Source organism: Thermoflexus sp. (genome assembly GCF_025055495.1).
Classification (GTDB): Bacteria; Chloroflexota; Anaerolineae; order Thermoflexales; family Thermoflexaceae; genus Thermoflexus.
Genome location: NZ_JANWXB010000117.1, coordinates 1 through 1,377, shown reverse-complemented (window position 1 = coordinate 1,377; position 1,377 = coordinate 1). Strand labels below are relative to the sequence as shown.

Here is a 1,377-nt window from a genome sequence, read left to right as displayed (position 1 = left end):
CAGGAGGTTCAGCGCGGCCTCGGCCGAAGCTTCCCGGGAGGGGCTCACCATCTCCTCCTCCACGATCTCATGGGTGAGCCAGCGGTAGAGATCTTCCAGCATCCCCATCCCCACCAGGCCCCGCTTGCGGCCTTTCAGAATCCGCTCATCCGTCGCCTGCTGGAGCAGGCGCAGCGCGATGGCGAGGAGGAGATCCACATAGGTCAGGTCGGTGAGATTCAAGATCTCCAGCACCGAAAAATGCACGATGAAGAACCGTCCTTTTAGAAGGCCCGTCAGACGGTTGAGTTCAGTGCTCTTGCCGCTCCCCCGATGGCCGGAGAAGAGCACCTTCACCGGCTCGTCCATCGCCTCCAGATAAGCCTTCAGCTCATGGGTGGGCACGTCCGCCCGTTCCACGTAATAGGCAGCCAGCGCCCTCCCGGATAAGGGCACGCGGGGATCGAACAGGTTCAACGCCTCCTTCAATGTTCGCGCGCGGATCGCCATCGGTCCTCCACCCTTTCACAGATTCAGGGAGCTGAAGTCATCCGGAGGGTTGTCCCTCATCCCCCGAAAACCTCCGACCGAGCGGGATCAGGGGCCAGGTCCTCACGCTGCACGGTCCAGCGGCCTCGCCCGCCCAAAAAACATCGAGAGGGAGCGCCCTCTACCCCCAGCCGCACTACCGCTGATCAAACAAATCCACCTGTTCCCCGACCTCGTGGAGAGGACGATCCACTACGCGAGGAAGATCTCCGTGCCGCAATAGGGACAGCGGATCACGCCTTTCCCGGCCAGCTCCAGCGCACCGCCGCAATTCGGACACTTGCCCGCGTCGCGCAGGGCCGCCGCCTCCGCGGAATACAGCAAACCCTCCGACCAGTTGATATACCCGGAGAAGAGCCCCAGGTGCACCAGATCGTAAATCCACGCCCGCACCTGATCCCGGCTCGCCCGAAGCTCCAGGGCGAGGTCCGATAAGGCCACCTTTCCCCGCGCCTGGATCATGCCCAGCAACCGACGTTGCTTCTCGGCTTCCTCCGCTTCCCGGGCCGCCACACTGGCCCGTTGCCCCAGATAGATCCCGGCGCCGATCAGGGGCGAGAAGACCAGAAAAATCAAAAAGGCCCCGATGGCGAAGCCGCCCGGGGTCAGCGCGCCCCGGACGCCCTGGATCGCCAGGAACCCCAGGAAGGCCGTCACCAGAAACATCCCTGCCCCAATCAGGATACACCCCAGGGCTTGCATGGTGCGTGGATGCATCATGCCTCCTTGCACGGGATGTTGATCCGGCATGGGGCTTTGCCGCGCGCTTCATCCCTCGGTCTTCATCCGAATCCGCTCCGGCCGCCTCCACCGCCTCCGCCCCTGAAGCTGCCGCCGCCGCTCCATCCT

The 1,377-nt window shown here is 64.0% G+C and carries 1 protein-coding gene and 1 pseudogene; both read right to left on the bottom strand.

The window, feature by feature from the left end:
* Nucleotides 1-489 (bottom strand): annotated as a pseudogene (locus NZM16_RS03890) (hypothetical protein); the annotation flags it as partial.
* A gap of 231 nt (nt 490-720) precedes the next feature.
* A complete protein-coding gene (locus tag NZM16_RS03885; protein WP_295447904.1) occupies nt 721-1,245 on the bottom strand; it encodes a hypothetical protein in 525 nt (174 codons plus the stop codon).
* Nucleotides 1,246-1,377: the final 132 nt, after the last annotated feature.

Coding starts and splice junctions, on each gene's coding strand:
- NZM16_RS03885 (WP_295447904.1), bottom strand. CDS start 1,245: ATGCATCCACGCACCATGCAAGCCCTGGGGTGTATCCTGATTGGGGCA.